We start from the raw sequence: 25,019 nt of genomic DNA, 5'->3' as shown, positions 1-25,019 counted from the left end.
GGAGACGACGGGAACGGCCACCAGGCCGTTCCCGTGAGACAAGGCCTACCAGAGAATCCCGTTGACGCCAGCGCCGGGGCCGACGTCGCAGCAGACGTAGAGCTGCCCATTGCCCGGCACCACCGCACCCACCAGGGTGATGTATCGCGCGCCCGAGCCGAAGGACGACACGTAGACAACCCCCGACGACCAGACGGCGGAGATCGCGTCATTGACGCCCGCCGCGGAGCAGCCCACGGTTGCTGAAGGCGTCGGCGCGAAGGCGACGACATTCACCGTGTACGCGCCAGCGGGGTCGACCACCCCGGGGATGCACCAGGTCCGGGGGGTGGAGCAGTTGTTGCGAGCGGACCCGTAGTAATTGCTGAAGCAGCCCGCATCCGCCGGGTCCAAGGGACTGCCCAGGAAGCCGGGCGCGGCGCGCGCGAAGGCCGCTCCAGGGACTGCCATCGACAACAGGACTGCACCAGCAATCAGAGGGCGAATCGGTGACATGGGAACCTCACGAGGATGGATGAGAGACATCGGTGGCTGTACAGAGCGAGCGCAAATTGCCGCTCGAAGACACACGTCAAGCCAGAGGCGGTGCGCCCGATGAGAGGCCATCGCATCTGCTCGTCATGGAACGAGGGCGCCTGGATTCCTTCGCTCGCGCCGTCTCTTCATGTGCGGCCCTTTGGAGCCTGGGATGGCGTCGCGCCAACACCTCGACACCGCGCCATGAATCCTCTCTGATGGCCGACGAGGTGGCACACATGAGGAAGCAGGGTCCGTTCATCGCCGTTGCGTCGGCGGCAGTCTTTCTGGCGGCGACGGGATTGGCGCGAGACGCGAAGCCCACGCCGGAGGACAAGGTCGCCTGTGCAGGTGAGGCCCCGCTCACCGAGCAGTTGGTCAACGACGCGGCGCAAGGGGGGCTCAAGGGCATCGCGACACGCGGAGACCTGCTCGTCGGCAAGCTGAGCTACATGCGCGAGCCACGGGAGGCCGCCGAAGCCGCGAGCGGGGTGGTGCTCTTCATCAAGGGTCCGAAGGGCTGGCGCGCGGTGGTTCCTCGCCATGAAGAGGAAGAGGTCGGCCTCTACGTGACTCCTTCGAGCCACCAGGTCATCGTCATCACCCAGCGGCAGATTGGAGACCCGGGGCAGTCGTTCACCGTCGTCCGCTCAGACGATGACTTCGTCACCGCGACGTGTGCGACGCTGGGCTTTCCTCGGGACCTGAACCAGCCTACGTGGAACGGCGAGTACCTCGAGGTCCACGACCTCGACATCAGCGCGAGGGGGCGAGGAATGCTCGTCGGCTCGGCGGCGCTCGAGCGTCCCGACGAGAAGCCCCGCACGCTGTGGTTCTCCTATTCCACGCGCGACGACGGACGCTCCTGGGGGCCCCCGCGAAGGCTGACGAAACAGCAGGATGCCCCCAAGGGTACGCTCGTTCCGGCAAGCCTCGTGGAGGCCACGGCCCTGGAGGCGGACCTGCGCGCCTTCGTGGCGCGGGGCCGCGCTGAGCCGTAAAGGCTCCCCCGCATGGAACGCGCCGAGGGACGGCCACCCGCCTCGAGACGAGGCGGAGCAGTTGAGTAAGAATTGACTCGCCTGACGCGACCGGGGGTTCCCCAGCGGGACCGAGATGGACGGGAAGGCAAGCTCGCACCCGGAGGTGGTGTAGTTTTGCAGCGCGCCTGGAGCGAAGTGGCTGCGTGAGTGGAAAGACTTTCCTTCGAGTGCGCAGGGTTCGCGAACTCTTACGGGCGCGGAAAAGGCATTCTACTGCCGGTTCGCACTGCTCACTTCTTCACCACTCTCAGTCCGACGTCCTTTGGCTGTTCCACGGCCCGGACCCTTTTGGATAGAACCCAGGTCATGACGGTCGCCCCTTTTCGTCTGGGTATGCTCATCCCAGAGTTCCCGACGCAAACGCATGCCTTCTTCTGGCGGGAGATCACCGCGCTGCGTGCCGCTGGCATCGAGGTGCACATCTTCTCCACGCGGCGTCCGGTGGAGGATTGCCCGCATGAATGGGCTGCGCGTGCGGCTTCCGAGACGACGTACCTCTACCCGCCGCGACTCTCGTCGGCACTGCTTTCGCCGAGGGACTTCCCGGGCATGGCCCAGGCCCTCGCGTATATCTCCAAGCTCTCGGTGAACGTGAAGCAGAAGGCGCGAGCGTTGGGGATGTTGGCGTGCGCGGTGGACTTCCTCCACTACGCGCGAGAGCGGAAGCTGGACCATGTTCATGGCCATTCCGCCGCGGACGCCGCGCACGTGCTCGCGCTCTGCAGAATCCTCGGGGGTCCTCGCTACAGTCTCCATCTCCACGGCGACCTTCCGGTGTATGGAACGGACCACGCCGCCAAGGCCTGGGACGCCACGTTCGTGGCAGCCGCCGCACGCCCCATGCAGCGTGAGCTCATCGAAGCCGTGGGCCTGTCGCCGGAGCGGACCTACACCCTGACGATGGGGGTCGACACGGACCGCTTCCGCCCGCCCGCGCAGCGGGTCGCGTCGCCTCTCGGTCTGCACCTCGTCTCCATTGGCCGGATGCACCTCTGCAAGGGGCACGTTCATACCTTCGCGGGGCTGCGCAAGGCGTTGGACCGAGGGCTGAATGCACACCTCACGTTGGGGGGCAGGGGTCCACACGAGGCGGAGATCCGCCAGTCCATTGTCCGCTTCGGGCTGCAGTCACACGTGGAGCTGGTGGGGCCGCTCGGAGAATCCGCGGTGATTGAGCTGTTGCACAAGGCGGATGCCTTTGTGCTCTCCAGCATCGGCCTCGGCGAGGCTTCTCCTGTCGCGGTCATGGAAGCCATGGCGTGTGGCGTCCCGCCGGTCTGCTCCATCATCGGGGGTACGCCGGACATGATTTCCGATGGGACGGAGGGACTGCTGGTGGCCCAGGGGGATGAAGAGGGCTTGGCGAACGCCTTCCTCCGGCTCGGGCAGGACGCCGCGTTGCGCGAGCGGATGGCGCAGGCCGCACGAGAACGTGCCGTGCAGTCTTTCGACTACCGCGAGACGAGTCGTCGATTGCTGGATGCCATCCAGGCCTCGCGCGCGCCACAGCGTCAGGCCGCGTCGAAGGGGACTGACCCCCGTGCGGACCAAGCGGCGGCCTGACGCTGTCCGCGCCGTGAGAAGGCCGGATACGCACCCGGTCTTCAAATTTACGCGCTCGAGTAATTATTGATTTCCGAGCAACTCGTTCCTGAGCGGTAGGAAAACCCATTCGTCACACATCACCGAATGGGTTTCCCCTCACCCCTGGAGCGACATGAGAAGACACTTCCTGGCACTCGCTGTCTTGACGCTGGCTGCGACCAGCGCCGCGGCGGCGGACCGTATGAATCCGGCGGACTTGCGCCGTGTGACGAAGGCGCGTGAGAACATTGCTCCCGCCGTCGCGAAGGAGTTCGGACCCAAGGCCCGGTTCGTCCACCTCTTCGGGCAGGGCAAGGGGATGCTGGCGGGCGTCGTCGCGGAGATTCCCGCCGAGCCCCTGGGCACGGACGAGCTGCCGCTGCTGGCCATCGTCCAGTACGACGAGGCCACGGGCGCGGTGCGCGTGGTGGACCGTGAGTTCAAGTATCGCGAGGCCCGCACGGTAGGCCCCGAGGTGGCGCTGCTGGATGGCGAGGGCAACCTGCGCCTGCGCGACGCCAACGGCCGTGAGCGATTGCTGGCGCAAGGCGTGGGCGGGGACTTGTTCCCCACGGCGAAGGGCGACGCCCTGGTGGCCACGCTGGCGATGTCCCGTGGCCCCAAGCACGAGACGTCCGTGGGCATCATCGACATGAAGGGCCGGGTGAAGGTGCTGGCGGATGGCCCCGGCGTGGACGCGACGCCGAGCATCTCTCCGGATGGACGGACGGTGGTCTTCGTGTCCGGCCGCACCACCGTGGCGTCGTTCTACGTGACGGACGTGGACGGCGCGGCCTCGAAGCAGCTCACCAACGTGGGGATGGACAGCACGATGCTGTATGGCGGCCCGCCCAAGGGCTTCGTGCCACCGCCCGTCTCCAGCCACCACATGGAGTGGGTGAGCGACGACGTGCTCCGCTACAACGCGGGCGGCGGGGAGTTCTGGAAGCTGAATGTGCGGACGGGCGAGGCCCTCGCGGACCTGGGAGGTGAGAAGTGAGGCGCGCGATACTGAAGCACCTCACGGTGGCGCTGGCCTTCTCGCTCTTGGCCCTTCCGGACCTGTCCTCCGCGCAGACGATGTTCCGCTTTCCCGCGTCACAGCTCGCGGACCAATGTGGCAACGGCGGTTGTACCGTGAGCGCGTACAAGGATTACGGGGGGCGGGACTACGCTTGTGGTGGCGTGCGCTACAGCGGCCACACGGGCACGGACTACGCGCTGGTCGGCGGGTTCAGCAAGATGGACTACGGCGTCTGGGCGATGAATGCCGCGCGGGGCTACATCGAGTCCAACGTGGATGGGTATTACGACCGGTGCAACTACTGGAACCAGTCCAACCCCTACGCCGCCTGCGGCATCTACACCGCCAACTACATCATCATGCGGCACCCGGATAACACCCAGACCTGGTACTGGCACCTGAAGGCCTACACGCAGCAGTTCGCCCGGGGCACGTCGCTCGACTGCGCCTATTGGATTGCGCGAGTGGGCTCGTCGGGTGCCTCCACGGGCCCGCACCTGCACTTCGAGTACTGGGTGCCGGGCTACGGCACGGATGACCCGTATGCGGGCTCCTGCGGTACGCCATACACGCGGTGGACCTCGCAGGGCGCGTACCGGGGGCTGCCCGGCATCGCCTGTCAGTAGCGGCGATGTGAGTCGCAATCCGTGACATGGGCGCCCCCGACCTCGTGCCGGGGGCGCCTGCCCGAGGGGCACTGGATTCCCCTGGCTGGAGTTGAAGCGAAGTCAAAACTTTCAGACGCATGTGCGTGTTTGCATTGTCCTGGGAATGTCTGTCTCCTCTCAAGTCGGCACCGCCCCATGCCGGGGCGGCTCCCCGCAGGAGCACGGCATGTCCACAAGTGCTGACCGAAGGCGGCTTTTCCACGCGGTGGTTCTCACGGCGACCCTGACAGGGTCCGCTGCTCTCGCTGTCATGCCGGGGCCCGACGGCAACCGGCACTTCGATGCGCGCGACGCATACAATGCACAGTCGCGCTTCAGCTTCTCCGCGGCGCAGCAGGCGCACGTGGAGACGCTGCGGCAGAGCGTGCCGGAGTTGCTGGTGGAGGTGGATGCGTCCAACGGGCTGGTGCGCTCGCTCACCAACCCCGTGGGCGCCCTGTCCGGCCCGAGCAGCGGAGATCCGTTGGCCATCGGCCTGGACTTCGTCCAGAAGCACCATGAAGCACTCGGACTGGGGCTGGGCGACCTGGCCCATCTGGAAGTGACGGACCGAGTCTTCTCGAAGGTCAGTGGGGCCACGCACCTCTACCTGCGCCAGACGTACAGGGGGCTGCCCGTCTATAACGCGCAGCTTCAAATCAACGTGGGCAAGGATGGGAGTGTGCTGGGGGTGCACAGCGACTTCCTGCCCTCGCTGGAGTCATCGATAGCGGGGGTGGAGCCGCGCCTGGGCGCCACCCAGGCCGTGGCGGGTCTGGCGAAGCACCTGGGCGTGAGCCTCCTGGACGTCCCCTGGTCGCTGAAGGCGGAGTCGGGGGTGAAGCAGCGCACGCGCGTGGAGGTGGACGGCTTGTCGCGCGAGCCCATCGTCGCGGAGCTGGCCGTGCTGCCGATGCGCCGGGGCGAGGCGCGGCTGGTGTGGCACTTCCAGGTGCACACGCTGGACTCGCGACACGACTATGACGTGACGGTGGATGCCAGCACGGGCGAGGTGTTGACGCGCTTCGACTGGGTGGCCGGGGATTCCTACAAGGTCTATCCGATGCCGGTGGAGAGTCCCAACCACACCTCTCCCTTGCCCCTCTCGGACGGGCGGGTGACGGTCATCAATCCCGCCAACCCGACGGCCTCGCCCTACGGCTGGCATGACACCAATGGCGTGGCCGGCGCCGAGTTCACCATCACCCGTGGCAACAACGTCCACGCATACGAGGACCGAGACAACAACAACCAGCCGCCCACCAGCGGTGAGCCGGACTGTGGGGTGCTCCTCGACTGCACCTTCGCCCTCAACCTCTCCGGCGCGCCCTCCACGTACATCTCGGCGGCGGTCACCAACCTGTTCTACTGGAACAACATCATCCACGACGTCCAGTACCAGTACGGGTTCGACGAGGCGGCGGGCAACTTCCAGTACAACAACCACGACGGCTCTGGCGGCCTGGGGGACGACTACGTTCTCGCCGAGGCGCAGGACGGAGGTGGCAGCAACAATGCCAGCTTCTCCACCCCGCCGGACGGCCATCGTCCGCGCATGCAGATGTTCGTCTGGACGGCGCCAAACCCAGACAAGGACGGTGTCCTGGACAATGGCATCGTCGTCCACGAGTACGGCCATGGCATCTCCAACCGTCTCGTCGGCGGCCCCTCCAACGTGTCGTGCCTCACCAATCGTCAGCAGCCGGGCGAGGGCATCAGCGACTTCCTCGCGCTCGTCTACACGGCGAGGGCCGGACATTCGAGCAACATGATTCGAGGGCTGGGAACCTACGCGCTGAACCAGGCCACCACGGGTACGGGCCTCCGCACCCAGCCCTACACCATGGACCCGACTCGCAACACCTGGACCTACGCCAGCATCAACGGCATGGGTATTCCGTACGGCGTGGGCTCGGTCTTCACTCAGGCCTGGTGGAGGGCATACCGGCTCCTGGTCGAGTCATATGCCTGGAGCGATAACCTCTACGACGCCACGGGCAGCGCGGGCAATCAGCGGATGATGCTGTACTTCACCGAGGGCTTGAAGCGCACGCCGTGCAACCCCACCTTCACCCAGGCGCGTGACGGCATCATCAGCGCGGCCACCACCCTGCACAACGGAGAGGACGTCTGTCGGCTGTGGACGTCGTTCGCCGCATTCGGCCTGGGCACCAACGCCGTCTCCGGCGGCTCGGCCAGCACCACGCCCACCAACGGCTTCGCGGTGCCCAGCTCGTGTGCGGGGGTGCTCGGCGCCGGGAGTGCTCCGGCAGTCCCGCGGCTGTAGTTCCACGCGCGGACCTTCGTCCCTTCCGTGGAGTCGTCGCCGGTGGCCTGCCGCCCCGCGCGAACGCAGCCCGCCCACGCACGAGCGCTGGGCGGGCGCGCGGAGGAACTACCGCGTGCAGGTATAGCGAACGATGCAACCGCCCACGTACACCGGGGTGATGATGCCGTCCTCACAGAAGCCAGGGCCCGGGTAGACCGGGTTGGGACAGATGGCGTTCGCGATGACGTGGGGAACGCAGTTGAAGCCGACGAGGCACTTGCCCGAGTAGATGGGGTAGAGGTCGCCGTCCTCGCACAGAGGAGGCATCACCTGGGGGCAGATGGGGGAGGGCGCGGGGCCGATGGTCTGCGTCGCGGTGGTGTCCTCCGGGCTCTCCGTGACAGGGGCTTCCGGACCGCAACCGACCAGCGCAAACAGGCCGCACACCGCAACGAGACGTCCAAGGCTGTTCATCTGTGAACTCCGCGACAGGCCCGTCAAAGCGGCGGGCGTGCGGATCGTCTACCAGTCTCGTCGGAGCCCAGCAAACCCGGCGGCCAGCCTGAAGAGTCCAGTGCCGGGGCGCCGCCCCACGAAGGGTGACGGTGAGCGCGCATTCGCTGACCGCGGATGCGCGCTCTCACCCACTATTCACCCTCGCGCTGCACCTGACCTTCGCGGACGGCGGCTTCGACCGCATCGGCGAACGGGCAGTTCGAGACTCCCGCCTCCCTCGCCGCATCCCGGATGACCTGGGCCTTGCTCCCAGGATCGACATGGGCGATTGCGCTCAGCAGGGCCTGGCCGTCCTTGGAGCGCGCTCGTTCGCCAGCCCAGGACTCCGCCGCGGTCAGGACGTTCGCCTTGTCGATAGGGCGGTCTTGGACCTTTGAGCGCTCCACGGAGTGACAGAGGTTTTCCATGTCACTCTTGTAGCTGTTGCAGCCCACGGCGAGCCCGACGACGGTCAGCCAGAGGGTGCGGCGGCAGAGCGGTTTCTGTCGATTCATGAAGGCGGACACTACAGGCAGTCGCCGCTCAGCGGGCCGAGGCTCAGCGGGCCCGTCGTCCAGCCGTGCTCCTCTGGAGTCGTTCCTCCGTCTGGCTCGAGCCAGACCTCGAAGTAGAAGCGCTTGCCCTGGTCGAAGTAGTATTTCCCCGCCAGCAACTTCCAGGGCCGCGCGGGCTGCTTCTCCTGCGTGAGTTCCACGCCATTCGCCAGAGGGCGCCACTTGCCCGTCGAGTGCTCGGTCATGTCCTGCTGGGTTTCCATGACGCGCTTGTCCGCCGCGAGGGTGATGCTCTTCGGGAGCTGCCCGGGTTGCAGGAACCACCAGTCCGACGTGGTGCCCAGCACCTTCTCCTTGATGCCCTTCTCGTTCACGAAGACGGAGATGGCCTTGCGCCATTTCTTGTACTCGTCACTCGCCTTGAGTGCCTTCAAGCCCTTCGAGTCCTCGTCAATCTTCGGCAGGAGGGCCTGGGCATCCTTCTCCACGGCCACCGACAGGTCGGCCAGCGCCAGGTACATCCAGTTGCTCTCGAAGGCGCAATAGTTGAAGTCGTCCGCGTCCTCCTTGCCCTGGTTGAGCAGTGTGGTCGTCCGCGCCCGGTTGAGACGGGCGTAGGCGTTGGAGGGGTCCTGCTTCAGCGCCTTCTCGAAGAGGGCATGTGCTTTCGCGTAGTCCCCCTTGGTGTACGCCGCGAAGCCCTGGGCGTTGGCATCGGGGGCCTTGGCCAGTACGGGCCCCGTGATTCCCAGACAGAGCATCAGGAACAACACGACACGAGGGGGCAAAGTCGAGAAGGGAGTCATCACGCTCCCGCCTTCTAGCACACCCAGTGTGTCCCCCCAATCGCCGCTGGAGGTGCATCCGTGACGGGGCTCCGTGGCTACCGCGAGCCCCCGCCCTCGGCGTTACTGGGTGCTCCCTGGGGCCGCTGGTTCGGCGCGGTGGAGGCTCCACCACCGGGGCGCAGTGCATTCTGTCCCAGGCGCGAGAAGTTGATGGAGTTGCTCAGGATGCGCACTGCTTCCTGGTCCGCGTGGAAGCCCATGGAGTTCTCCGCCTCCACGAAGTCCAGGTAGAACTGGGCGCGCTTCTGAAAGTCGCGGGCCTTGGCCAGAGCGTCCTCGGGCAGCCCGGTCTTCTGTGCGCTCTCGAGGTCGTGGATGAGGTCCACCAGCGCATCCATGGCGATGTTGCGCGTCTCGAAGGTGCGGGTCTGGATGGTCTCCGCGCGGTTGAGCAGCTCCGCCTCGCTCCACTTGTGGCACGTCTGGCAGGCGCGGTTGATGTTGAGCAGCGGGCTGCGCACGTGGTGGTCGCTGATCTTCATCGCCCCCTCGCGTTGGTAGGGCATGTGGCAGTCCGCGCAGGCCACGCCGCTCTTCGCGTGGATGCCCTGGCTGTACAGCTCGAACTCGGGGTGCTGCGCCTTGAGGACCTTCGCGCCGGTGAGCTTGTGCGTCCAGTCGGTGTGCCCGTCCTCGTCGTAGTAGGCCATGATCTGGTCGATGTTGATGCCCTTGGCCCAGGGGTAGGTGAGTCGCTTCTCCTTGCCCTTGAAGTAGTACTCGACGTGGCACTGCCCGCACACGTACGTGCGCATCTCCTGGCGGGTGGCGTGCTCATTCACGCGGAAGTCGGGCACGCCCTGGCTGGCCTTGAGCGCGGCGATGCCCTCGATGAAGCCGGGGCGCGTGACGCGCAGCTGCATCGTGGTGGGGTCGTGGCAGTCGATGCAGGACACCGGGTGCTCCACGAGCTTGCGCGCCTCGGCGAAGGGCATCTGGTTCATCTTCTCGAAGCCCTTGATGAGGTCCCCGTCGCCCAGCTTCTTGTAGGGCACGTACACGCTGCCGTGGCAGTGGATGCAGGTGCCCGGCTGCTGCGTCACGTGCTGACGCTCGGTGAAGACCTGGTCATCGAGCATGTGCGCGTGGCCGCGCTCCTCGCGAAAGTCGGTGGCGAAGGCGTAGCCACTCCACATGGTGACCAGGCGCGGGTCCTCCTCGAGCCGGCTCTGCGCCACCACCGAGCGCGGGTCCGCCTGGGTGGGCGTGCGCGCCACCGCCTCGCTGCCGCCGTAGCGGGTGCGCTGCTGGTCCACGGTGCGCTTGTAGCCGTCGTACTGCAGCGGGAAGTTCTTCCCCCACACCGCGGGGTCGGTGATGGTGTCGTCGAGCTCCACCACCCGATAGAAGGGGTTCCGCGCCTCCTGCTTGCGCTCCATGATGTTGACCAGGAGGGCGGTGACGCCCGCCGAGGCCATCGCCGCCGCCACGGCGACAGCGACCACGAGTCTGGTGCCGCTGAACCGCCGGCGCTTCTCCGGAGCCTTCTCGGGCTCGGTCATCGTGCAGTCTCCTTACGGATGAGCTCGGGGTTGCCCGAACCTTCGGGATGGCCCACGGAGTTGTGGCAGGTGAGGCATTGCAGTTGCTCGCCGGGTGCCACCTGCTCGTGGCCCGTGGGGGGCGTCTCGATGGCCTCCACGATGGAGGCGTGGCACTTGCGGCAGGCGTTCTCCGTCACCACGCGATTGCCAGGACGCAGTCGGATGGGGTCCGGGAAGGTGCCGGTGGTGAAGTAGTAGGAGTGCCAGAAGCCGTTGCGGGCCTTCGTGTAGTACTTGGGCAGGAAGCCCGAGGGCGTATGGCAGTCGTTGCAGGTGGCCACTGCGTGGTGGCTGCTCTTGCGCCAGCCTTCGTACTGCTCGTTCATGATGTGACAGTTGGCGCAGGCGGCCGGGTCGTCTTGGAGGTAGGACGAGCCCTTCGCGTAGACGAAGGTGAAGCCGCCGAGGCCGACCGCTACACCGATGGCAATCCCGAGGACCACGGCCAGGAGCGTGCGGGAGGCGGAGGGCACGCGGGGCAACCTAGCAACGCTCGTGCTACGGGGAAGGGGATTGTTTCATCGAAGCATGGACGGAGATGGGGGCCGGGTTCGCGATGTCTGCGAATGGGCGCAAGGTTTGCGTGGGTCTATCGGTCAGCGCAGTTTTTGCGCGCCGCGCGTCTGGTCTGGGCCAGGATTGGCCGCTGTCCTCCGCGCGACGGCGAGCCAGGTCACTCCACCGAGCTGGACCTTCCCGTCCCGTCGATGGTGCTCGCATTCGCGGACCACGCCCGCTTCCCAGGCGCGCTGCGCTTCGGGCGGCAGCTCCGCCACGAGCTTCGCGACGGGCCCTCCGAAGTCTCGAATCCAGCGCGCGACCTCCGCTCCATCCGCGGCCTCCATCACGGGGATATGCATCGCCTCGACGTGCTCCAACGTGAACCCGCTGTGCGCCAGCACCGTGCGCAAGCGCTCGGGGTCGGAGAAGCGGAACACGCCAGGGGCCGCCGTATCGATGAGGGGAGGCTGGTGGAAGGGCTCAATGCTCTTGCGTGGCAGGGACACGTACTCCACCTGCTCGAGGCCCGCCCAACAGGCGCACACCAGACGTCCGGAGGGACGCAGCGCCTGCCATACCCGCGCGAGCGTTTGCTCGGGCCGGGCCATGTACATCAGCCCCCAGCGCACGGTCGCCGCATCGAAGGACTGCTCTGGCAGGTCGAGCGCCTCCGCGTCCACGGCTCGAAACTCGATGTTCGAGAGGCCTTGGGCTCGCGCCTGCTCCCGCGCGGCCTCCAGCATGCCGTCGACCAGGTCCGTGCCCAGCACGAAGCCGGTGGGGCCCACCCGCAGCGCGGCCCGGAGGGAGGGCTCACCCATTCCCGAAGCCAGGTCGAGCACCCGCATCCCGGGTTGGAGGCACGCCAGGTCGAGCATCCGCTCACTGACGGGCGCGGTGAGGCGGGACTCCATTTCATGGTACCGGCGGACGATGGCGACGCGCTCGGACCAGGGGGACTGCTGCGGGAAGCTGGGGGCTGTCATGGGATTGATTGAACGGGTTGAGCCTGGAGCAGCCGGCCCTATCACGCCGAGCACCCGCGCGGGATGGGGGTGGCTTTTACACGCTCCTGCTCAAGGTGGGCGCCGAGGGCGTGCGAGGATGGATTCTGACCTGAGTCCCCGCACGCCGGCCCGGGCTACTTTTCCAGCACCACCACCGGCGCGAAGCCGCCGAAGATCATCCGCGCGCCGTCGAAGGGCATCGGGTTCTGCTCGGGGCTCATGCGTGGGTCCTTCATCATCTTCTCCATGCCAGCGTCGCGCGTGGCCTTGTCGGGCCATTCAATCCACGAGAAGACCACCGTCTCATCGTCCTTGGCCTGCACGGCCCTGCGGAAGTCGGTGAGCTTGCCGCTCGGCACGTCGTCTCCCCAGCACTCCAGCACGCGGAGGGCACCGCACTCGATGAAGACGGGGTCGCCCTTGCGGGCATGTGCGATGAACTTCTCCTTGTTCGCGGTCGGCACGGCGATGACGAAACCATCGATGTAGGACATGGGATGCTCCTCTGGGAATGAGAGGACGCCGGCAGGGCGCCTTCAAGAGCGCGACGATTGGGCGGCGCGGGGATCGACACGAAGCGCTCCGCTGACTCGTGAATCTGGCGACGACGACGCCTCCGCGCGCCATGCCGGGGACAGATGGCGGAGCCCTGCCTGGGGGGCCCACGGCCGGCCGAACCGGCGATTTCCCATCCAGGTGACGTACCGGACACCTGGGGCTGGGGGCACTCGTCGCGACGGCTCCCCCTGGACGCGGGCCTTGAGGCTTCCTGTTCAGTCCGGCGTCCCCCGAAGGGGGCGCGTCGCGGACGCACAGCCACTCGTTTCTAGCGCAGCGCCGCGAGGGCCGCGCCGACCTTCGCCACCGTCACCGACACGGGCGTCGTCACCTCCGGAGCGAAGATGGCCACGCGGAGCTCCTCGAAGGCCCACCGCAGCTCCTGCGCCGCCGTCTGGTCGCGGATGGTGGCGGACCTTGCGAGGAAGGTCTCCCACAGGGGAGTGAAGGGCTCGGCCTTCCCTGCGTCCTTGCCGGGGTTCGCTACCGCACGCGACAGCCGTGCCTGGGCCGCGCGGAGGTAGCGCGGGTAGTGCATCAGTCGCACGAAGGGAATCCACTCGATGAGGTTCGCGGGAAACAGGTGCCCGAGCTGCGAGCGGATGTCCCGCACGGCCGCCGAGCCGCTCGGGCCCTTTGATGCTGTCTTGAGTGCGGCGAGCGTCGCGGCGAGCTCCGAGGAGGTGACAACGACGGCGTTCGTCCAGTCCCGGGCCGCGGGCTCGATGCGCGGTGAGCCCTCATGGATGAGCGCCTCGAAGGCAGCCTTGGCGCGGGGCAGCGGCGCACCCGGTGCGAGCTTGAACGCGTCGTCGACGCTGCGTGCGAGGACGAGCGCCCGGAAGGCGTCGGCCTGGCCCCGCGCGGGCGGCGCGCCGTCCAGGGACGGGAAGGGCAGCGGCATCCGCGAGGCGCTGACAGCCACGTGTCCGCGCGCGGCGAGCATCAGGAGCCGGCGGACACCCGTGCGCGTGGCCGCGTCGGCGGCGGCGGAGGTCTCGAGCAGCACCAGGTCCACGGCGGCGCCCCGGTCGACGAGCGCGGGGTAGCTGCGGACCTCGAGCCCGCCGACCCGCCGGGTGACCACGGGGGGCAGCTCGCCGAAGGTCCACGCCGTCAGCCCCTTGCGCTCCCAGTCCGAAGTCGGTGCCGCGCTGCGCAGCGCCGCCCGTGCACGTCCCCCGTGCTGCTCGAGCAGCGCGTCGGCGTCGCGGCTCCGCGCGAGCTCCTTTCCCCGCTCGTCGAGCACCCGGAGCGTGATGCGCAGATACGGCGCCACGGCATCCGCTCGGAAGGACTCCTCGGGCACGTCCATGCCGCTCAGCCGGGACACCGCACGCGCGAGCGCTGGACTCATCGGCCCACGAAAGGGCACGAGTTCCTTCTCGAGGCGGTCGACCAGGGCCGGCACTGGCCCGAGCTGCTTGCGCTGGGCGCGGGGGACCTGCTCGAGCAGGGCGGTGAGCTTCTCCCGCTGCCACCCGGGGATGGTCCAGTCGAGCTCACCTGGGACCAATTGGGCGAGCAGCAGCAGCGGCACGCTCAGGGTGATGCCGTCGTCCTCGGCCGAGGGGTCGAAGGTGTACGTCACCGGTACGGACGCGCCGCTCAGGGTGATGGCGTCCGGGTAGTGCGCCTGGGACAGGCCCGGGTCGTGCGAGAGGGCATCCTCCATCGAGAGGACGAGCACGTCGGGGTCGGCCGCCTCGGCCTTGCGGCGCCAGGCCTCGAAGCTCGCTCCGTCCGTCACGTCCGCCGGGACTCGCTGGTCGAAGAACGTCAGCAGCGCCTCGCTGTCGAGCAGCTCGCTGCGCCGGGCCTTGTCCCGCAGGCGCGCCACGCGCTCGAACACCTGGAGGTTCTTCTCCTGGAATGCCCCCCGGGTGCGGTACTCGCCGCGCACCAGGGCATGCTCCAGGAACATCAGCCGTGCCCGGGCGGGGTCCATGCTGGCCAGGGACACGGGGCGCTCCTTGAAGACTTGGAGCCCGAAGAGGGTCGCGTTCTCCTTCACCACGGCGCGCGCGGACTTCTCCGACCAGTGTGGCTCGGAGTAGCTGCGCTTGAGCAGGTGGGGGGCCGCCGCCGCGAGCCACTCCGGGTCGAGCTTCGCCACGGTGCGCGCGAACAGCTGGGACGTCTCCACGAGTTCGAACGCCATCACCCAGGCAGGGGGCTTCTTCGCGAGCGCCGACGAGGGGTGGACCATGAAGCGCGTCTGCTTCGAACCCGTATATTGGCGCTGCTCCGGGTTCCACTGGCCGATGCGGGACAGGAGCCCGGTGAGGAGCGCCTGGTGCAGGACGTCCCCGCGCGCTGGGGTGCCCCGGCCCTTGCGCGGCAGGCGCAGCTCGCGGACGGTCTCCTCGAGCTGGCGCTGGACGTCCCGCCACTCGCGCACCCGGAGGAAGGACAGGAAGTTGTCCCGGCACACGCGCCGCAGATGGGACGTCCCCCGGCCTTCGGCCTCGCGCACGAACGCCCACAGCTTGAGGAGCCCCGTGAAGTCCGAGTGCTCGTCACGGAAGCGCCGGTGCAGCTCGTCCGCCTTCTGCGCGAGCTCCCGTGGCCGCTCGCGCGGGTCCTGCAGGTTGAGCGCCGCGGCGACGATGAGCACGTCTTCCAGGCACCCGTACTCGGCGCCGGCGAGAATCATCCGCGCGATGCGCGGGTCCACCGGGAAGCGCGCGAGCTGGTGTCCGAGCGGCGTCAAGGTGCGCTCCTTGCCCTCGATGGCCCCGAGCTCCTCGAGCACCCGCCAGCCCTCGGCGATGGCCCTCGGCTGGGGCGGGTCGAGGAAGGGGAAGTCCTCGACGTCACCGAGGCCGAGGGACTTCATCCGCAGGATGACCCCCGCGAGCCCGGTGCGCTTGATCTCCGGGTCGGTGAAGGCGGGCCGCGTGGTGAAGCTTGCCTCGTCGTAGAGGCGCACGCAGATGCCCTCGCGCACGCGTCCGCAGCGCCCTTTGCGCTGGTCGGCGCTGGCCTGGGAGACCGGCTCGATGTGCAGGCGCGTGGTGCCCGAGCGTGGGTCGTAGCGCGACAGGCGCGCCACCCCCGTGTCCACGACGTACACGATGCCCGGGATGGTGACGGACGTCTCCGCGACGTTGGTGGCGAGGATGACCCGGCGCTCGGGGATGGTGGAGAAGACGCGCGACTGCTCGGCGGCCGACAGGCGCGAATACAGCGGCTGCACCACCGTGCCGCGGAGCGCCCGCGCGTTCAGGGCATTCTCTGTCTCGCGGATCTCCCGCTCCCCTGGGAGGAACACGAGGACGTCGCCATCCGGGTCGAGCGAGAGCACGTTCGCCACCGAATCGGCGACGGAGTCGGCGAGCTCGTCGTCCTCGGGGGGCGGCTCATAGAGCACGTCCACGGGAAAGGTACGGCCCTCCACCTGGATGACCGGAGCGCCCCCGAAGAACTGCGAGAAGCGCTCGGTCTCGATGGTGGCCGAGCTCACCACCACCTTGAGGTCGGGGCGCTTGGGGAGGAGGCGCTTGAGCCACCCCAGCAGGAAGTCGATGGTGAGGCTGCGCTCGTGGGCCTCGTCGAGCACGATGGTGTCGTAGCGGCGCAGGAGCGGGTCGCTGTGAATCTGCGCGAGCAGGACTCCGTCGGTCATGAACTTCACGGCTGTCTGCCGGGACGAGCGGTCCTCGAAGCGAATCTGGTAGCCGACGTCCGTACCCAGCTCCGTGCCGAGCTCGCGTGCCACGCGCGCCGCCACGCTCGTCGCGGCGATACGCCGGGGCTGGGTGACGGCAATCTGGCGCGGGCGGCCGCGCCCCATGGCGAGCAGGACTTTCGGCAGCTGCGTCGTCTTCCCCGAGCCGGTGGCCCCCGCGACGATGACCACCTGATGGGCGGAGATGGCCGCGGTGATGTCCTCCACCCGGCTCGAGATGGGGAGCTCAGGGGGGAAGTGAAGGGTGGGCAAGCCGCCGGGGGCGGGGACGGGTGAGTCGCCGGACATGGCGGCATGGCCTAGCACTGAAGCGCGGGCTCCGCCCCTGCCGAATCGTGTGGGCACCCGCGCGCCCCCACCGGCGGCACCACAGGTCGCCCAGGGAGGTCTGAACCCATTTGATACAGCCTGCTTGCCATCCTACCGGCCGTCCGTGCCAGTCTGGCCGGATGAACCGCGTCCTCTTGCTGGCCGGATTGCTGAGCCTCGTTGCGTGCACGGGCTCCTCCACCACGCCAGGCACCACCCCCGACGACCCCAACAACCCAGGGGGGCCCGGTGGGCCCGGCGGCCCTGGGGGGAGCGCGAGCGCCGCGTGCGTGGTGCAGTCGGTGCTCTCCGATCGCTGCGCCAGCTGTCACGGCGCGCTGCCGACCCAGGGGGCGACGATGCCGCTGCGCACCCTGCACGACATGCGGGTGAGCTCGGCGATGGATGGGAGGCTCAGCAACGCCCAGCGAGCGCTCATCCGCATGCGCGACGACGCGTCTCCGATGCCGCCGGCCCCGCATGCGCGCGCGAGCGCAACCGAGCTCGCCGCGCTCGAGACCTGGATGGGGGAGGGGATGCCCCTCTGCGCTGGCACGGGCGGCCCGCCCGCGACGGTGGTGTCCGAGCCCAACCTGCTCGATCAGTCCGCGCTCTTCAGCTGCACCGAGGGCGTGCGCTCGGATGCTCCGACGCGCATCCGCCGCATGAACCGGCGCGAGTTCACTCGCAACGTCGGTGGCTCGGTGGAGCGCAGCTGGACCGGGTTCAGCTTCTACGACAACCCGCTCGATCCCAGCGCCATCGAGCAGTACAGCTCCTGGGCCACGGACGAGACGCTGGACGAGGCCACGGTGGAGCTCTTCCTGCCGGTGGTCGGCGCGGCCGCCTCGCCGTGGACGATGAACTACCCGGAAGGCAACCGGATGGAGCGTGTCTACACCAACAACCGCTTCAGCTGCATGTTCGGCGACGCGAACCCGAGCGACACCTGCAAGCGCTTTCACCTTGGCCAGATGCTCGAGTTCGGCGTCTTCTTCCGCCCGCCCACCGAGGATGAGCTCACCCGCCTCACCGCCTTCGCGACCGCGGTCATCGCGCAGGAGCCGAGCAACTCCCCGCAGAACCGCGCGGCCTCCATCACGCGGATCTCCAACGCCGCGTGGATGATGACCGGCGCCATGTTCCGCCGCGAGATGGGCGGCGCGCCGGCCGACGGTCGCGTGGAGCTGACCAGCCTCGAGCTGGGCTCGCAGATGGCCTACGCGCTGTCGGGGCGCGCGCCCTCGGCCACGCCGAGCTTCGTGTGGCCCCACTACTCCGCGCCCCTCGAGGGGCATCTGGCGGATGTGGCCACCGCCGCGAAGGACGGCTCGCTCGCGCGGGATGCGACGGCCACTGCCCTGATCGCGAAGCACCTGGGCGGCGTCGACGCCAACCTGAACGGGACGCCGCGCTTCGATCTGGTGCAGGACTACAACGAAGAGCAGCGCTCCAAGCGTGGGCAGTACTGGCTGGGTGACGGAGTCGCGGGCTTCTTCCGCGAGTGGCTTGGCTACGAGCACGTGTCCGCGGTGTTCAAGGAGTCCCCGGCGGCGACCTCGCGCTTCGAGATCGAGGGGCTCGGCTACATCAGCGCGGTCTCGTACGACAACCTGCTCACCAACTTCCATCCGCTGGAGCCGACCTTCATCCAGCAGTTCGACGATCTGATCGCGCGGGTGGTGGTCGAGGATCAGGACGTGCTGGCGAACCTGCTCACCACGCGCACCTTCTACGTGCCCTCCATGCAGAACGCGGCGTACGACTCGCACAAGGGCCTCTCGCACCCCTACAACGTCAGCGAGATTCTCCCGGCGACCGTCGCGGGCCGCTGGAAGAAGCTGCCTGCCACCGAGCGCGCGGGCGTGCTGACCCACCCGGTGTGGCTGGCCGCGCACGGCGGCAACTTCGAGGATGATCCGTCCATCGTCCACCGCGGCAAGTGGGTGCGCGAGAACCTCCTGTGCGGCTTCGTCCCGCCGCTCAGCAGCGTGCAGGTGGCAGCGCAGGTCGGCGCTCATGCGGCCGACAAGAACGCGCGCCGCCGCCTGCAGGAGGCGACCGCCGGCTCGCAGTGTCAGGGCTGTCACCGTCTGATGGAGCCGCTTGGCTTGCCCTTCGAGATCTACAACCACGCGGGCTTCCTGCGCGCGCGGGACCACTCGACCAGCGGAGGCTGGACCACGCCGGACGGAAGCTCGACGCTCACGTCGATGCCGGACCCCGCGTTGAACGGCGCGGTGCGTGACGCGGTGGAGCTGAGCGAGCGCCTGGCGACCTCGCCGCACGTGAAGCGCTGCTTCGTGCGACAGGCCTTCCGCTACTTCATGGGCCGTCCGGAGAACCAGAGCGATGCCTGCACGCTGACGCGGATGGAGCAGTCCTATGATGAGAACAACGGCTCGTTCTCCAAGATGCTGACCACGCTGATGACCAGCGACACCTGGAAGACGCGGCGAGTGCCGCAGGCTGGAGAGTGACTGCCATGTTCTCGCGACGAACTGTCCTGAAGGGCATGGCCGCCGGCCTCTTCGCGCCCTACTTCCGCGACGTCTACGCCCAGTCGTCGGCGTTGCCGGCGCGCTTGGTGCTGGTCCTCGAGTGCAATGGCGTCTACCCCCGCGCGCTCCTGAGCACGGGCACCCGCGCGGCGCTGGGTGGACGCGCCACCACCACCGACCGTCTCTTCTGGGACTCGTACAAGGACGCGCCGCTGGTGCGTGAGGACGACAATCTCGCCAGCGCGATCAGCCTCGGGCCGCTGGCGGCGTCTTCCGGCAACATCGACCTGGTGAAGCGCTCCGCCGTGCTGCTGGGGCTCTCAAGCCTCATCGCGGGCGGCGGGCACTCCAGCGGGACGGGCGGGCTGAGCTGCGCGGTGAACGGCGCGGGCGCGACCTTCGACGCGGTGATTGCTCCTCGCCTGCGCCGGGGTGCACCGTTCGATGTGCTGCGCCTGGGCACCAGCTCCGCGCGCGTGTCGATCGTGTATGAGACCTGCGCGCTCGGACCGCGCAAGCCTGCGGGAATCATCGTCAACCCGTCGCTCGCGTTCGACAGCACCTTCGGCTCGCTGCTCGGCGGCTCGACGAATGGGCGCGATCGCAAGATGCTCTTCGACTTCGCGCTGGCCGACTCGAGGAAGGCGCTGGCGGAGTTCAGCGGCAACTCCAACGAGCGGCTGAAGCTGGAGCGCTACCTCTCCTCGCTCGAGTCGCTGCGCACGCGGGAGGATCAGCTCGCGGGCATGGCGGACCGCGTGCGGCCCTACCTGCCGCTGGCGCCGAAGGACAACCCTCTCATCACCGGCGCGGGCTCACCGCCCGACTCGCTGAAGTGGTTCGAGGCGCAGTTCCAGATCGCCACGGCGTCCCTCCTGGGCGGGCTGACGAACACGGTGGTGCTGGCGACAGGCACCTCGGGCTTCGATGTGGCCTACGGCCCGGACGTGGCCGACATCGCGCGACACAGCCTGCAGCACGGCCTGGATGCGGGGCAGAACTGGGATCGCGTGGCCGAGGTCACCCGCCGCCACGTGCAGCTGGTGGCGAACCTGGCGAGGACGCTGGCCGCCACGCCCGAGGTCGGCGCGAGCGGCTCGATGCTGGATCACACCGCGATCGTCTTCATGTCCGACAACGGCGAGCAGCACCACTCGACGTCGCGTGAGTGGCCGAAGCTCGTGGTGGGCGGCAACGCGCTGGGCCTGAAGAGCGACGGGCGCACAGTGGTGTACCCGAAGTACGACGCGGCCCGGAACCGGCAGGTCTCCAACCTCTTCAACACGCTCGGCCACGCGTTCGGAGACGCGGACTTCAACACCTTCGGGCAGGAGGGCAGCACGCGCATCGCGCCGGGACCGCTGAGCGAGCTGTATGGCTGAGCCGTGAGAGCGTGCTGGGCGGCCGTGACGCCTCCTGTGCCTGACGATTCGGTGGACACCTGTGCTCAGTCAGAAGCGCGTAGAAAGGGTGTCCAATGTCGAGCGAGAAGAAGATGCAAGAGCGCCGGAACCCGCTGCCAGAATTCAAGGCGGAGACGGTGCGACTGATGCGAGAGCGGGCCCGGAGCGTCGGCCAGTTGGCCGGGGCTCTGGGGCTCGCGGATAGCCTCATCAGAGGCTGGGGTACCCCCTGGCCTGATTGAAAGGATGTGACCATGCGATTACGCGCCTGCGCCGCACTGCTTCTCTTTCTCTCAGCTTGCGCTACGTCGGCGCCGGGCCCGAAAGAGTCCGCAGCCCGGAACTCAAGGGGCGCCAACCTCCAGAGAGCGGCGACGCTGCCGTGGGCAGATGGCGGGCGATGCGTGGTGCGGGAGGCATCCAACGAATGGGCAGTGCTTGTGGAGCGGTGCTATCACGCGCTCGATCATGACCGGATCGAGTTTCGCGATGTCACGGGAAGATGCACTGTCGCCTCTGCCGGTGCTGCGACCTTAGGGTTCGGAGTCTGCATTCTGATAGCACCCGAGATCGTCGTTGGAGCCGTGATTATAGCTGGCGCAGTCGTGGTGGCAGTCGCCATCAAAGACGAGTTGGATGCATATCGAAGGGCATCCCGTGAGCGTGCGAAGCCTGAGACTCAAACGAGGCCATCCAATGAGCAGGAGCGTTTGGCGCACCGAAAGCCCAAGCCCGAGCCAACAGGGCAGGACTGGTTTCCCCCAGCGCCGACCGAGCCACTGGACCAAGACCGCCGCTGGTGCGAACCCATTCCGGAACCGCACGCGGGCGAGGATGCCCCGCATAATGAGTGCGCCGACAAGTTTCCGCCCAACCGCTACCCCGGAATGGACGTGCTCGTGGGCGGCGCGAGCTTCGATGCGCTTCAAGTCGGCGTGCGTGTGCTGTGGGAGATCAAGACCCATCAATTTGATACGTACCCTGACTTTGTCCAGGATCAGGAGATCAAGAAGGAAATGAAGCAATTGAACAAGCAGCGAAAAGCTGCGGCGGCATGTGGATATGACTTCGTCATTGGGGTGAGCACCCAAGCGCACAAACTCGCGCTGCTCGAAGCGGATACCGCACTTCACGTCGTCGTCACGGGGTGCAAACGATGACCAGGCGTAAAGCCCTGACCATCATCGTCTATGCGCCTGCGCTTGTGGGCAACGACCGCCGCACGCTCGATAGCGTCCATGGAATGGAAAAGGCGCTCCCCGGCTTGCGCCTGGAGTGGCGGCTCTCCGAAGCCGGGCGCCCCATCGCATTGCCGCAGCGCGACGCGTGGCTCGTAGAAAGCATTGAGGACGGGGGCTTCCCGCTGATGTGCAACGGGGACGAGAGTTACCCCGTGACGATTAACGGGAGCGAAAAACCTGGACTGCTCAGCCCAGGGGGGCAGGCCCAGTTTGAATTGCATGCGAAACTGCCACTGGACGAGCCCGTGCTCGCGTCAGCGGCGGCTGTGCTTGAAGGCGTGGCGGAGGGGGCGCGCGCGTACTGGGGGCATGCGTCGCCGTATGGCTATGGCTCGGAGGTCGCGCAGCAGTTTCGCCGATCGCCTCATGGACCGGAGTGTTCACCCCGTGGGCTTCCCATGCTCAACCTTCCAGAGAAGCTGCCCGCGCCTGATCTTCCCTGTTTCCTCGGATGGCTGAACTACTGGTCTGCCTCTGCTGCGCGGGCCATCGGGTTCCCGGATCCTGCTCGCGACGCCGAACTGCTCACGCGGGCGCGGCGCACGGCATCGGGAGGGTGGGTTGTGCAGCTCACTGATGCGCCGCTCGACTACGACAACCCCGCCCATCTGGACGCGCTCCTGCGGGCCTATGAGTGCTTCCCGGGGATCGGGGGGCGCTCCGTGCTTTGACTCCTGGGCGCGCTGTCTCAGGATGGCTCTCCAGCGGCTATTAGAGGGCCTTTCGTCTTCTGGGCGTACGCGGCTTGGCACTCCATCCGCTCGACCACTGAATCTCCACTTTCGTCCATCCGGTCCGCAAGAACTCACTCTTGGAGACACGGAACTCCCGGCGACTGGCCCAAGAACACGCGCTTTCTGGTGACCATCCACAGAAGCGCTGGGCAGAAGGTGCCTGGAGTCTCGATCCTGAGTGACTGATGCTCCCCAGCCTCTATGCCGCAGTGGTGCATACTCTGAGCGGAACGGTCCGATCGGGGCAATGTTGGGGTGGTCAAAAGCGAACGGGGCTGGACGGTTTGCACCGTCCAGCCCCGCGTTCCTGATTGTCCTCGACGGGATTCGAACCCGTGGGCCAAGGCGATAGGAAACCCAGGCAGGACGCGCTGTTACCCCCTATCTCCTTGATTTCCCTCGGGTTCGTCATCCCGCCCCGTCCCATGCTGTTCCCTGGTGTGCTCCCTCAATCCACGCTGGAGGGGCACACTGGGGGCACATGGAAGCACGGCGTCAGTTCGTGCTGATTCGGTCCTGGGAAGACTGGAGGCCACGGGGGCGCCGGATGCCCAGCTCGACCATCACCTCGCGGGCTCTCCTGGCCATCTCGTGCAGCTCGGCTGATGCGTCCTCCCGGCCGTAGGCATCTCCCTCTCCGAGCCAGCGACGCAGGTCCGCCGCCAGTTCACGCGCCGATTGATAGCGGTCATCCGGACGGGGCTGGAGGAGCTTGCGGAGCACCAGGCCCAGCCCCTGCGGAAGCTGTGCCGTCAACACCTCCAAGTCCGCCTGCGTGTAGGTCGCCGCGCGCCAGATGGCGTCCGCCACCAGGGGCTCGCTGCCCGCGAGCTGGGCGCGCTTGATGGCATGCCGGACACGCCTGCGCTGCCTGACCGACAGCGAGCCCTTCACCTCTTCGGTCAGGGAGTCCGAGGCATCCAGGAGGTTCTTCCCCGTCGGTAACCGTCCGGCCAACGACGTGGCGTGAGAGGTTGATGACGGACGAGGGCTGTGTTCGGCGCGCGCCGCGATGAGCTCAGAGGCTGGGGTGGAGGTGTGACTCGGGCGGGTCGGTGGTGTGTCGATGCTTCCACTCGTGAGAAAGCAACTCACCGATGCGCGAGTTGGGATGCGCCTGCACGCGCAGCAGGACGTCGGCGAGGTACCCCTCGGGATTGACGCCGTTGGCCTCGCAGGTGGCCACCAGCGCGTAGAGGCCCGCGAGGTTCTCTCCCGCGGCCTCGTGCCCGACGAAGAGAAAATTCTTACGTCCGAGGGCTGCCTTCCTGAGCGCCGCCTCCGAGCGATTGTTGTCGAGGGGCAACCGCTCATCCTCGACGAAGCGGCTCAGCGCGTCCCACTGCTTCATGGCGTAGGAGATGGCCAGCCCCAGGGGGCCCTTCGGCAGGTGGCGTGGGGCCTCTTCCTCGAGCCAGGCGCGCAGTTGCACGAGGATGGGTACGCTATGGGACTGGCGCAGCTCGCGGTGCGCAGCGGTGCGTACCACGCCCGCGTCATGCGCCTGGGCCTCCACCCGGTAGAGCGCGAGGATGAGGTCCAGGACTTCGCGGGCCTCGGGGGCGGTGGCGAGCGCGTCGAAGAAGCGGCGGCGGACATGCGCCCAGCATCCAACGCGGATGCGCCCTGCTGGCAGCGTCACCGCGTTGTACCCGGTGTACCCGTCCACCACGAGCGCGCCCGTGGTGCCACCCAGCACCTGCTTGGGCGTCTTGCCCGCGCGGCCCATGCTGAAGCGGTAGCCGATGAGCCACTCGCCTCGCTCGTTGCGCGTCAGGAATGTCCAAAGATAGCCGCGCTTCGTCTTCTTCACGTCCAGCACGTGCAGCGGCGTCTCGTCCGCCCACACCACCTCGGCCGAGGCGATGCACTGCAGCAGATGCTCGGACAGCGGCAGCAGTACCGAGGCGGACTGGTGGAAGAGGTCCGTCAGCGTGCTGCGGCTCATGGGGAGTCCTCCCCGCTCCATCCGCTGCGCCAGTCGGTGAAGCGGCATGGCGTCGGCACACTTGGAGACCACCACGTGCGCCAGCAGGCCCGGGCCATACTCGCCCCTGTCTACCACCCTGGCGGGCGCGGGTGCCGTCACCACGCCCGCACCGCACTGGCACGCGAGGACTTCCTGCACGTGCACCTGTCGCTCGAAGCGGGCCGGCAGGTACTCGTACATCTCGGTGGTGCGGCCCTTGCCCAGCGGCTTCAAGTCCTCACTGCCGCAAGCAGGGCAGTGGCGCTCCTGGGCTGGGACGGCGTGGCGAATCTCGCGCGTGGGCGCCTCCTGGGCCCTGCGGGCCGCGCGCTCCCGTCGCCTCTTCATCGCCGCCTCGTCCCGCGCGGCCTTTGCCTCCGCGCCCGTCTCTTCCTCGCGCAGCTCGGCTGCCACCGTCGGCAGCTTCTCCGCCTTCTTGCCGAAGACATGGCGCTGGAGGGCCGCCATCTGCCCCTTGAGGACATCCAGCTCCCCGCCGATACGGCCCACCTCCGCTTTGAGCTCCTCGGCTTCCTCGCGCCAAGGGCAATGGTGGTCGAGTGGCAACTGACGGGGCACCCGCGAGCAACAACCCGCCGGGTGGACCATTGCCCTCGTGA

The 25,019-nt window shown here is 67.7% G+C and carries 20 protein-coding genes; 9 read left to right on the top strand and 11 right to left on the bottom strand.

Annotation, left to right across the window (positions count from 1 at the left end; translation table 11 throughout):
- Nucleotides 1-45: 45 nt before the first annotated feature.
- On the bottom strand, nucleotides 46-450 hold the full coding sequence (locus ACN469_RS12355; RefSeq protein ID WP_498767402.1) for a hypothetical protein: 405 nt from the start codon (nucleotides 448-450) through the stop codon (nucleotides 46-48).
- A 305-nt stretch (nucleotides 451-755) separates the two neighbouring features.
- Between ACN469_RS12355 and ACN469_RS12350 the strand changes: the two genes are divergently transcribed.
- The 5 genes from ACN469_RS12350 to ACN469_RS12330 all read left to right on the top strand — a co-directional run bounded on the left by ACN469_RS12350 (nucleotide 756) and on the right by ACN469_RS12330 (nucleotide 7,101).
- Nucleotides 756-1,517, top strand: coding sequence for a hypothetical protein (locus ACN469_RS12350; RefSeq protein ID WP_498767400.1), 762 nt, complete (start codon nucleotides 756-758; stop codon nucleotides 1,515-1,517).
- 348 nt (nucleotides 1,518-1,865) lie between these two features.
- Nucleotides 1,866-3,122, top strand: a complete 1,257-nt coding sequence (locus ACN469_RS12345; protein WP_498767398.1) for a glycosyltransferase family 4 protein — start codon at nucleotides 1,866-1,868, stop codon at nucleotides 3,120-3,122.
- A gap of 154 nt (nucleotides 3,123-3,276) precedes the next feature.
- Complete coding sequence (locus ACN469_RS12340) at nucleotides 3,277-4,143, top strand: TolB family protein (protein ID WP_498767396.1); 867 nt, start codon at nucleotides 3,277-3,279, stop codon at nucleotides 4,141-4,143.
- The gene (locus ACN469_RS12335; RefSeq protein WP_498767394.1) at nucleotides 4,140-4,793 is read left to right on the top strand and encodes a M23 family metallopeptidase; all 654 of its coding nucleotides are present in this window, start codon (nucleotides 4,140-4,142) and stop codon (nucleotides 4,791-4,793) included. Before ACN469_RS12340 ends, ACN469_RS12335 begins: the two co-directional genes overlap by 4 nt.
- Before the next feature lie 292 nt (nucleotides 4,794-5,085).
- Nucleotides 5,086-7,101, top strand: a complete 2,016-nt coding sequence (locus tag ACN469_RS12330) for a M36 family metallopeptidase (protein WP_498767392.1) — start codon at nucleotides 5,086-5,088, stop codon at nucleotides 7,099-7,101.
- Nucleotides 7,102-7,209: 108 nt separating this feature from the next.
- Here the strand turns inward: ACN469_RS12330 and ACN469_RS12325 are convergent, their stop codons facing one another.
- The 8 genes from ACN469_RS12325 to hrpA all read right to left on the bottom strand — a co-directional run bounded on the left by ACN469_RS12325 (nucleotide 7,210) and on the right by hrpA (nucleotide 16,530).
- Nucleotides 7,210-7,557, bottom strand: a complete 348-nt coding sequence (locus ACN469_RS12325; RefSeq protein WP_498767390.1) for a hypothetical protein — start codon at nucleotides 7,555-7,557, stop codon at nucleotides 7,210-7,212.
- A 173-nt stretch (nucleotides 7,558-7,730) separates the two neighbouring features.
- Nucleotides 7,731-8,093, bottom strand: a complete 363-nt coding sequence (locus ACN469_RS12320) for a hypothetical protein (protein ID WP_498767388.1) — start codon at nucleotides 8,091-8,093, stop codon at nucleotides 7,731-7,733.
- An 11-nt stretch (nucleotides 8,094-8,104) separates the two neighbouring features.
- Nucleotides 8,105-8,899, bottom strand: coding sequence for a tetratricopeptide repeat protein (locus ACN469_RS12315; RefSeq protein WP_498767451.1), 795 nt, complete (start codon nucleotides 8,897-8,899; stop codon nucleotides 8,105-8,107).
- 77 nt (nucleotides 8,900-8,976) lie between these two features.
- Nucleotides 8,977-10,443 carry an ammonia-forming cytochrome c nitrite reductase subunit c552 gene (locus ACN469_RS12310; RefSeq protein ID WP_498767386.1) on the bottom strand — a complete coding sequence of 489 codons (1,467 nt, stop codon included), beginning with the start codon at nucleotides 10,441-10,443 and terminating at the stop codon, nucleotides 8,977-8,979.
- Nucleotides 10,440-10,967, bottom strand: coding sequence for a cytochrome c nitrite reductase small subunit (nrfH, locus tag ACN469_RS12305; RefSeq protein ID WP_498767384.1), 528 nt, complete (start codon nucleotides 10,965-10,967; stop codon nucleotides 10,440-10,442). The genes ACN469_RS12310 and nrfH overlap by 4 nt, the downstream gene beginning before the upstream one ends.
- Nucleotides 10,968-11,081: 114 nt before the next feature.
- Nucleotides 11,082-11,972 carry a class I SAM-dependent methyltransferase gene (locus tag ACN469_RS12300; protein ID WP_498767382.1) on the bottom strand — a complete coding sequence of 297 codons (891 nt, stop codon included), beginning with the start codon at nucleotides 11,970-11,972 and terminating at the stop codon, nucleotides 11,082-11,084.
- Nucleotides 11,973-12,127: 155 nt separating this feature from the next.
- Entirely contained in the window at nucleotides 12,128-12,487 is a 360-nt protein-coding gene (locus tag ACN469_RS12295; RefSeq protein WP_498767380.1) for a DUF1428 domain-containing protein, read from the bottom strand.
- A gap of 332 nt (nucleotides 12,488-12,819) precedes the next feature.
- Nucleotides 12,820-16,530, bottom strand: coding sequence for an ATP-dependent RNA helicase HrpA (hrpA, locus tag ACN469_RS12290; protein WP_498767378.1), 3,711 nt, complete (start codon nucleotides 16,528-16,530; stop codon nucleotides 12,820-12,822).
- A gap of 161 nt (nucleotides 16,531-16,691) precedes the next feature.
- Between hrpA and ACN469_RS12285 the strand changes: the two genes are divergently transcribed.
- The 4 genes from ACN469_RS12285 to ACN469_RS12270 all read left to right on the top strand — a co-directional run bounded on the left by ACN469_RS12285 (nucleotide 16,692) and on the right by ACN469_RS12270 (nucleotide 22,367).
- Entirely contained in the window at nucleotides 16,692-19,031 is a 2,340-nt protein-coding gene (locus ACN469_RS12285; RefSeq protein WP_498767377.1) for a DUF1588 domain-containing protein, read from the top strand.
- A 5-nt stretch (nucleotides 19,032-19,036) separates the two neighbouring features.
- The gene (locus ACN469_RS12280; RefSeq protein ID WP_498767375.1) at nucleotides 19,037-20,434 is read left to right on the top strand and encodes a DUF1552 domain-containing protein; all 1,398 of its coding nucleotides are present in this window, start codon (nucleotides 19,037-19,039) and stop codon (nucleotides 20,432-20,434) included.
- Nucleotides 20,435-20,709: 275 nt separating this feature from the next.
- Nucleotides 20,710-21,615, top strand: coding sequence for a DUF6310 domain-containing protein (locus tag ACN469_RS12275; protein WP_498767373.1), 906 nt, complete (start codon nucleotides 20,710-20,712; stop codon nucleotides 21,613-21,615).
- A complete protein-coding gene (locus ACN469_RS12270; RefSeq protein ID WP_498767371.1) occupies nucleotides 21,612-22,367 on the top strand; it encodes a DUF5953 family protein in 756 nt (251 codons plus the stop codon). Before ACN469_RS12275 ends, ACN469_RS12270 begins: the two co-directional genes overlap by 4 nt.
- 558 nt (nucleotides 22,368-22,925) lie before the next feature.
- Here ACN469_RS12270 and ACN469_RS12265 read toward each other — a convergent pair.
- The gene (locus ACN469_RS12265) at nucleotides 22,926-23,387 is read right to left on the bottom strand and encodes a hypothetical protein (protein WP_498767369.1); all 462 of its coding nucleotides are present in this window, start codon (nucleotides 23,385-23,387) and stop codon (nucleotides 22,926-22,928) included.
- 61 nt (nucleotides 23,388-23,448) lie between these two features.
- Nucleotides 23,449-25,008 (bottom strand): IS66 family transposase, encoded by a 1,560-nt coding sequence (gene tnpC, locus ACN469_RS12260; RefSeq protein WP_498767367.1) that lies wholly within the window; start codon nucleotides 25,006-25,008, stop codon nucleotides 23,449-23,451.
- Nucleotides 25,009-25,019 lie beyond the last annotated feature (11 nt).

It is taken from the genome of Corallococcus terminator (genome assembly GCF_049194865.1).
In the GTDB taxonomy this organism is placed as follows: domain Bacteria; phylum Myxococcota; class Myxococcia; order Myxococcales; family Myxococcaceae; genus Myxococcus; species Myxococcus terminator_A.
Note: the sequence above shows the minus strand (reverse complement) of the source record. Positions and strands in the feature narration are given on the sequence as shown.